Origin of the sequence: Bradyrhizobium genomosp. III, from assembly GCF_000261705.1 — a bacterium.
Lineage (GTDB): Bacteria > Pseudomonadota > Alphaproteobacteria > Rhizobiales > Xanthobacteraceae > Bradyrhizobium > Bradyrhizobium ottawaense.
Genome location: NZ_AJQF01000342.1, coordinates 1 through 8067, shown reverse-complemented (window position 1 = coordinate 8067; position 8067 = coordinate 1). Strand labels below are relative to the sequence as shown.

Annotated in this window: 8 protein-coding genes; 5 read left to right on the top strand and 3 right to left on the bottom strand. The window is 65.4% G+C overall.

The window, feature by feature from the left end:
* Positions 1-512, top strand: a 512-nt coding sequence (locus IC66_RS0127750; RefSeq protein WP_038949851.1) for an RluA family pseudouridine synthase, incomplete at its 5' end; no start/stop codon positions are given.
* A gap of 209 nt (positions 513-721) precedes the next feature.
* Entirely contained in the window at positions 722-1831 is a 1110-nt protein-coding gene (locus IC66_RS0127745; RefSeq protein ID WP_038949850.1) for a DUF2336 domain-containing protein, read from the top strand.
* Between the two features lie 201 nt (positions 1832-2032).
* On the opposite strand, the gene mtaB is transcribed toward IC66_RS0127745, so the two are convergent.
* Positions 2033-3286 carry a tRNA (N(6)-L-threonylcarbamoyladenosine(37)-C(2))-methylthiotransferase MtaB gene (gene mtaB, locus IC66_RS0127740; protein WP_038949849.1) on the bottom strand — a complete coding sequence of 418 codons (1254 nt, stop codon included), beginning with the start codon at positions 3284-3286 and terminating at the stop codon, positions 2033-2035.
* Positions 3286-4161 (bottom strand): diaminopimelate epimerase, encoded by an 876-nt coding sequence (dapF, locus tag IC66_RS0127735; protein ID WP_038949848.1) that lies wholly within the window; start codon positions 4159-4161, stop codon positions 3286-3288. Before dapF ends, mtaB begins: the two co-directional genes overlap by 1 nt.
* Before the next feature lie 256 nt (positions 4162-4417).
* Here dapF and IC66_RS43725 point away from each other — a divergent pair, with 256 nt between their 5' ends.
* Entirely contained in the window at positions 4418-5197 is a 780-nt protein-coding gene (locus tag IC66_RS43725) for a GyrI-like domain-containing protein (protein ID WP_038949847.1), read from the top strand.
* 5 nt (positions 5198-5202) lie between these two features.
* Positions 5203-5919, top strand: coding sequence for an SIMPL domain-containing protein (locus IC66_RS0127725; RefSeq protein WP_038949846.1), 717 nt, complete (start codon positions 5203-5205; stop codon positions 5917-5919).
* Positions 5920-6104: 185 nt separating this feature from the next.
* Here the strand turns inward: IC66_RS0127725 and IC66_RS0127720 are convergent, their stop codons facing one another.
* Positions 6105-7169, bottom strand: a complete 1065-nt coding sequence (locus IC66_RS0127720; RefSeq protein WP_083859349.1) for an MBL fold metallo-hydrolase — start codon at positions 7167-7169, stop codon at positions 6105-6107.
* A 435-nt stretch (positions 7170-7604) separates the two neighbouring features.
* Between IC66_RS0127720 and IC66_RS0127715 the strand changes: the two genes are divergently transcribed.
* Positions 7605-8067 (top strand): signal recognition particle receptor subunit alpha (locus IC66_RS0127715; protein WP_038941791.1); only part of this gene is annotated, 463 nt, incomplete at its 3' end.

The window sequence follows — 8067 nt, the reverse complement described above, 5'->3', positions numbered from 1 at the left end:
GGCTGGACAGGGACACCTCCGGCTGCCTCGTGCTCGGCCGCCACCGCAAGGCAACGGCCTCGCTCGGCCTCCTCTTCAAGCATGGCAAGATCGGCAAGACCTACTGGACCGTGGTCGAGGGCGGCCCCGCCGAGGACGAGGGCACCATCGACATGCCGCTCGGCCGGCTCAACGCCGAACGGGGCTGGTGGCAGAAGCCTGATCCTGAGGGACAAAAGGCGATCACGAACTGGAAAGTAATGGGCCGGGGTGACGGTTTCACCTGGCTGGCCATGGAACCGGTGACCGGGCGGACCCATCAATTGCGGGTGCATTCGGCCGCGACCGGCTGGCCGATCTTCGGCGATAACATTTACGGCAACGGCCCGCGTTTCGGCGAGCCAAAGCTGCATCTGCATTCCCGCGAGATCGTGGTGCCGATCTCCCGGAACAAGGAGCCCGTCCGCGTCGTGGCGCCGGCCCCGCCCCACATGCACGAAAAGCTCCGCGCCTGCGGCTGGAACGGGGAATAATCTTTTAGACCCTCAGGGTGAGCAGGCCGCCAAGAAAGGCCCGCATCTCGCCCGCGGCCATCCTTCGAGACGCCCGCTTTGCGGGCTCCTGAGGATGAGGGTCGGCACTCGCCTTCCGCCCATGGTTTACGAAACGTTCAGCGCTCGGCGCTAATGATGACGGTTGCTTAGAACAAGCTTCTGTAACCGCTCAGGACGAGCAAGGCGTGATGTCCAAGGCTGAGCTATCGATCATCGAAGAGGTCGAATCCGCGATTCGCGCAGGCTCGGCGGAAAAGGGCCTGGAAACGGCCCGGCGCGTCACCGACCTGTTCCTCTCCTCTGCCGGCAGTTTCGACGACGAGCAGATCGCGCTGTTCGACGAGGTGCTCGAGCGCCTGATCGGCACCATCGAGCTTCGCGCCCTTGCCGACATAGGCGCACGCATCGCGCTCGCCGAGATCAGCGCGCAGCTGGCGCCGATCGCGCAGGCACCGCCTTCGGTAATCCGCCGCCTCGCCAGCAATAACGAGATCCGCATCGCCGGTCCCGTGCTGCAGGAATCCGCCCGCCTCGACGACGGCGAGCTGGTGAAGATCGCATCATCCAAGGGCGAGCCGCATCTGCTGGCGATCGCCGGCCGCTGGTGGTTGAAGGAAATCGTCACCGACGCACTTCTGGCGCGCCGCTATCCCAGCGTCAACCGGCGGCTCGCTGCCAATCCCGGCGCGCGCGTCTCCGGAAACGGATTCGCCGTCATAATCGGGCAGGCCGAGGCCGATCCCGAACTTGCCGTCAGCGTCGGCGTCCGCGTCGACCTGCCGTCGGAGCTGCGTCGCCGGTTGCTGCGCTCGGCCAGCGATGCCGTGCGTGCCCGCCTGCTGTCGCGCGCGCCGCCGCATCTGTTCGAGGAAATCCAGAGCGCGATCGCCGCCGTCACCGTCGGTGTCGATCGCGAGATGTCGGGCGTCCGCGATTTCGAAGGTGCCAAGCGGGCGATTGCAATGCTCAAGGCGACCTGCCAGCTCAGCGAAGCGACGCTGCTCGGTTTCGCCGCGCAGCGGCGCTATGAAGAGACCGCCGCGGCGCTGGCCGCATTGTCCGGATCAACCGTCGAGGTGATCCGCCCGCTGATGCAGAGCCTGCGCGACGACGGCTTGCTGGTGCCGTGCAAGGCGGCGCAGCTCAGCTGGGAGACCACAACCGCCGTGCTCGAAAGCCGCTTTGCCACAGGCGCCATGAAGCCGGCCGATCTTGCAAGAGCGCAAGGGCACTTTGCGCGGATGACGCCGGAGAATGCAAAGCGGACGCTGCGCTTCTGGCAGGTCAGGGCGTCGTAGGGCGCGCTCTTTGGGCAGGCATATCCACACCCTCGGTTTCGTCCCTGCGAACGCAGGGACCCATAACCACAGGGTGACGTTTGGCGAAGATTCGGAATTCGGTACTGCGACCATCCGCAACCGATAAATCACGCGGTATGGGTCCCTGCGTTCGCAGCGACGACGCTGGGGATATAGCGCGTCCAACTCGCCGTAGCCCGACTAAGTAGTCAGTCGCTCACCATCGCCGCCAACGATCCGCAGCGACACCACGCTTCCCACCCGCTCGCCAGCGATCGCCACCGGCAGGTAATGCTCCGTGCGGCCCTGCGCCTCACTCTCGATCAGCACATCGCGCGTGGCACCGATTTCGGCTTGCAGCCGCTTGCGTAGCGCCATCTCGCCAGCTGCCCGCAGCCGCTTCGCGCGCTCCTTGATCGCCGGCCCCGCCACCTGCGGCATCCGTGCGGCCGGCGTGCCGGGGCGAGGTGAATAGGGGAAGACGTGCAGGAATGTCAGGCCGCATTCCTCGACCAGATCGAGCGAGCGCGAAAACATCTCCTCCGTCTCGGTCGGGAAACCCGCGATGATGTCGGCACCGAACAGGACATCGGGGCGCAGGCGGCGCACCTGCTCGCAGAACACGATCGCGTCCTGCCGTGAATGCCGCCGCTTCATCCGCTTCAGGATCATGTCGTCGCCGGATTGCAGCGACAGATGCAGATGCGGCATCAGCCGCGCATCGCCGGCGATGGCGTCAAGCAGATCAGCATCCACCTCGATCGAATCGATCGAGGAGATGCGCAGGCGCCTGAGTTCCGGCACATGCCGCAAGATCTGCTTCGTCAGCATGCCGAGCTTCGGCGCGCCCGGAAGGTCAGTGCCGTAGCTGGTGAGATCGACACCGGTCAGCACGATCTCGGCATGGCCGCGCTCGGCCAGCGTCCGCACCTGCTCGACCACCGCGCCCATCGGTACCGAGCGCGAATTGCCGCGGCCATAGGGGATGATGCAGAAGGTGCAGCGATGGTCGCAGCCGTTCTGCACCTGCACGAACACGCGCGGCAGGCCGCTCGTATAGCCGTCGATGAGATGCGGCGCCATCTCCCTCACGGCCATGATGTCGCTGACGGCGATCTTCTCGCCGGCGCCGAGATCGAAGGCATCGCGGGCCTCGCGCCAGGCTTGGCGGCGCATCTTGTCGTCGTTGCCGACGACGCGATCGACCTCGGTCATGTCGGCGAACATCGCAGCTTGCGTCTGCGCCGCGCAACCGGTGACGACGATGCGCGCCTCGGGCCGTTCGCGCTTCAGTTTGCGGATCGATTGCCGCGCCTGCGCCACCGCCTCGTTGGTGACGGCGCAACTGTTGATGACGATGGTGTCTGAAAGGCCAGCACCCTCGGCCTCGCGGCGGATCACTTCGGCCTCGAAAGCATTGAGGCGGCAGCCGAAGGTGACGACGTCGACGGCCATCAGGCGGCCGGCGCAAACAGCGCCGGATCGAATCTGCCCTCATATTCGAAGGTCGCCGTGCCCGTCATCAGCACGTGATCGTCGCGTTCGCGCCATTCGATGCCGAGCTTGCCGCCGGGCAGCGTGATCTCGACCTTGCGCTCGGCCCGCTTCAGGCGGGCCGCACCGACGGCCGTGGCGCAGGCCGCCGAGCCGCAGGCCCTGGTCAGGCCGGCACCGCGCTCCCAGGTGCGGATCGTGATGTGCTTGTCATCGACGATATGGGCGAGCGTGATGTTGGCGCGCTCCGGGAAGATCGGGTGGTTTTCGAGCAGCGGACCGAAACGCTCGAGATCGTAGGCGTTGACGTCGTCGACCCAGAAAATCGCATGCGGATTGCCCATGCTCAACACGGAGGGCGAATGCAGGATGGGATTGTCGATCGGCCCGATCTGCAATTCGATGTAGCGGGTATCGCGGAACTCTTCCGCCAGCGGAATGTCCTGCCAGCCGAACTTCGGCGCGCCCATATCGACGGTGTAGAGATCGGGCGCCGGGCCCTGCCAGGCATTGAGCAAGCCGGCCGCCGTCTCGAACGTCGCGGCGGTCTGCCCGTTCTTCTCGAAGATGCGCCGCACCACACAGCGCATGCCGTTGCCGCAGGCACCGGCCTCGGAGCCATCGCTGTTGTAGATGCGGATGAAGGCTTCGGTGCCGTCGAGCCGCGGCTTCTGCAGCACCATGAGCTGGTCGTAGGCCACGCCACCGTTCGCGGACGCCACCGCGCGGGCGTCGTCCGGCGTCACCTTTGCTGCGGAATCGCGCATGTCGACAACGACGATCTCGTTGCCGATGCCGTTCATCTTGGCAAATGCGTGGTTGGCCAGCGCGCTCATGAAAATTCCCGAATTTCGCCTGTCTTATATGGCGATCCTTGGCGGCTTGGCCAGTGATTTGCCGCCGGGCGCCAGGAGGACTGCCAGGAGAACTGCCATGACGCATCTGTCATGGGACGAATTTGGCACCCACGTGTTAGAACGGCGAAAGTTCGTCGCGAACCGGGATGCGCGGCCGGGCTCAAGCCGGATTAGGCCTTGGTGGGCAAGGTCTTGCTGATGAAGGGCCTTGGTTAAGGCCTTGGGGAGAATAAAAATGATGAGGTTTCGTCGTCTTGCTCTGGCCGCGCTGATCCCGGCAGCGGCCTTGTCGCTTGGCCTGCCCGAGGTTCTGGCGCAAACTCCGAGCCCGGCACCGGCGGCCTCGGCAAGTCCCTCGCCGGCCCCATCGGCTTCTCCCGCCCCGGCCGCGAGCGCCTCGCCTGCCCCATCGGCGACGGCCTCACCCGCGCCGTCGCCTGCCGCCAGCGCGTCGCCGGCCCCGACAACGTCGCCCTCGCCCGCAGCCAGTGCCTCACCCAGCCCCACGGCCCCGCCGCCGGCGGCGGCCGCAACACCTGCCCCGGTGCAGACCGCCGATCCGTTCGGCCTGGAAACCACGCTCGAGGGGAAGAAGGTCGTGATGGTCAAGGGCACTGCCAATTGGGACTCGGCCTTCGACACGCTGATCGACGCTTTCAAGGCGCTGAATACGCTCCTGGACAAGCAGGGCATCAAGCATGCCGGCAATGCGATGATCGTCTACACCTCGACCGACGATACCGGCTTCACCTTCCTTGCCGAGATCCCGGTCGAGCAGGATCCCAAGAACCTTGCCAAGGACATGAGCATCGGCAAGTCGCCGGAGGGCAAGGTGCTGAAATTCGTCCATCGCGGTTCCTACGACAACATGGACAACACCTACGAGGCGATCACCAATCACCTCGACGACAAGAGACTGGAAGCCAAGGACACCTTCATCGAGGAATACCTCACCGATCCACTCAAGACGGCAGAGGACAAGCTCGTGATCAACGTTTTCGTGCCACTGAAGTGAGACCGATGAAAAAGACTGCCGTACTTGCTACGTCCCTTGCCGCCGTTTTCGCCGCCACGCTGCTGACAACGCCCGCGCTTGCCGATGATTTTCCATCCGCCATTACGGTGAGCGGCGAAGCCAACATTTCTGCGGCGCCCGATCTCGCGCAGATCGACGCCGGCGTCGCCAACGACGCCAAGACAGCGAAGGAAGCATCCGATGCCAACAACGCCGCGATGGGCAAGGTGCTGCTGGCTTTGAAGGGCGCCGGCATCGCCGAGAAGGATTACCAGACCTCGCGGCTGTCGCTGCAGCCGCAATACGGCCAGAACAAATCCACCGGCGCATCCCCGGTGGTCGGCTTCCGCGCCAGCAACCGTGTCACCGTAAAAATTCGCGACGTGACCAAGGTCGCCACCATCATCGACACGCTGGTCGGCGCCGGCGCCAACGACATCGGCAACATCTCCTTCGAGGTGACGCAGGCCTCGAAGCTGCTCGACGACGCGCGCGAGCAGGCGGTCGTGGACGCGCGCCGCAAGGCCGAGATCTACGCCAAGGCCACCGGCGTCACGCTGGGCGCTCCGCTCAGCGTGTCCGAGGGCGGCGCCCCGGTGCCGCTGTTCAAGTCGCGGATGGCAACAGCGCCGATGGCAGCACCGCAAGCCGCAGTTGCGCCCGGCGAGGAAACGCTGTCGGTGACGGTGAATGTGAGCTGGGCGATCAAAGCGGGGCAGTAGGCCGCAAGAGGCACGCTGCCCGCCCAAACAACGGTGGTCGTCCCCGCGAAGGCGGGGACCCATAACCACAGGGAGGAGTGTGAGGCAACTCTCCCACTCCGAGTCTTCGCCAAACCACTCCCTGTGGGTATGGGTCCCGGATCTACGCTCCGCTTCGCTTCGCTTGTCCGGGACGACAGCGAGACCTAAATCTCCACCACCTGCCCCGGTTTCATCGCCACGAACTTCTCCTGCGGAATCTTCGCAGCATCCAGCGCCTCGAGCAGCGCCTTGGCCGGCGCGTCGATCGCCTCATCCGTGAGCTGGAACGTGCCGTGATGATGCCCGAGCGCGGCCTCGGCGCCGCAATCGCGTAGCGCCTTCACCGCGTCCTCCGGATTCATGTGCTGGTCGCGCATGAACCAGCGCGGCTCGTAGGCGCCGATGGGGAGAATCGCCAGTCGCAGCTTCCCATGCTTCTCGGCGACACGGCGGAAATGCCGGCCATCGCCATAGCCGGAATCGCAGACGACGTAGATTTTTCCGGCCGGCGTCTCCAGCACGAAACTCGCCCACAGCGCCTTGTTGCGATCGAACATGCCGCGCGCCGTCCAGTGCCGGGTCGGCACCAGGTGCACGGCGATGCCCCCGCCGAGGTCGACGCGGTCATGCCAGTCGAAGGCTTCAACCTTGATCGTGGAATCCCAGCTGCGCATCGTCACGTCGTTGCCGAGCGGGGTCACCACGCGCGGAGCAAAATTCTTGGTGAGCCGCGACAGCGTCGCGATGTCGAGATGATCGTAATGGCCGTGCGAGACCAGCACGACGTCGATCTTCGGCAGCTTCTCGAAGGCGATGCCGGGATCGTTGTGCCGCTTCGGCCCGGCCCAGGCGACCGGCGAGACCCGCGTCGACCAGACGGGGTCGACCAGAATGTTGAGGCCGCCGGTCTGGATCAGCCAGCTGGCATGCCCGACGAAGGAGAACCGCACCTTGTCGCCGTCGACCCGCGCCGGCGGCGTGTCGGCATGGGGGCTGGGCGCCCAGTCGGGCCAGGTGGCGCGCTGCCGCTTGCCGCCGAGCTGCCAACGCAGCACCTCCCGAAGCGATTTCGGCGGCGCGCCGTCCGGATCGAAGAAGTTCAGACCGTCGAAATGGTCGGAGGCGGGACCGTCGTAGGTTTTCATGCGGGACATCCAAAGGGACGGGACACCGACCAGGGCGCCTGCCCCGGCAAGCAGTCCGAACAGGCGGCGGCGGGTGATCGGCACGGCGGGCTTCAGGACTGGTGGCGGAGGTAAGTCATCACCTTCTATATGGGCGAGGCAAAAGGAAAAGGAACCTGCAGTCGAAAGCGACGTATTTTCAAGACGTTACCTTGGCAGAGACATTCCGGCGCCCTAACTTTCCTTGACTTTTGGGCGTGAGCGGCGTTTAACCCCGCCACTTTCTCGGAAAGGCTTTCTTTTCGACCCGCCGACTGGTCCTCGAGACCGGAGGTCAACGCCCGACAGCGCTGTGCGCCCTCGGGCGTAAAGGTGTTTGGACTTTCTTCTCCCTCGCCCCGCTCTTGCGGGGAGAGGGTCGGGGTGAGGGGCTCTCTCCGCGCATGGTGCGCGTAGACGGTCCCGTACCCCCTCACCCGGATCGCAAGGGCGATCCGACCTCTCCCCGCGAGCGGGGAGAGGTAAAAGAGGACAACGGCATTGTTCGACAATCTGTCGGAACGGCTTGGCGGAATTCTCGATCGTCTGACGGGGCGCGGTGCGCTGACCGAAAAGGACGTCGATGCCGCGATGCGCGAGGTGCGCCGCGCGCTGCTGGAGGCCGACGTCGCGCTCGAGGTGGTTCGCAGCTTCACCGAGCGCGTGCGCGAGCAGGCGATCGGCGCGACCGTCGTCAAGTCGGTCACCCCCGGCCAGATGGTCGTCAAGATCGTCCATGACGAGCTGATCAACACACTCGGGGCCGAAAGCCAGACCATCGACGTCAACTCCGTGCCGCCGGTGCCGATCATGATGGTCGGTCTGCAAGGCTCCGGTAAAACCACCACCACTGCAAAGCTCGCCCGCCGTCTGGTCCAGCGTGACAAGCGCAAGGTGCTGATGGCCTCGCTCGACGTCTATCGCCCGGCGGCGATGGAGCAGCTGGCCGTGCTCGGCCGCGACC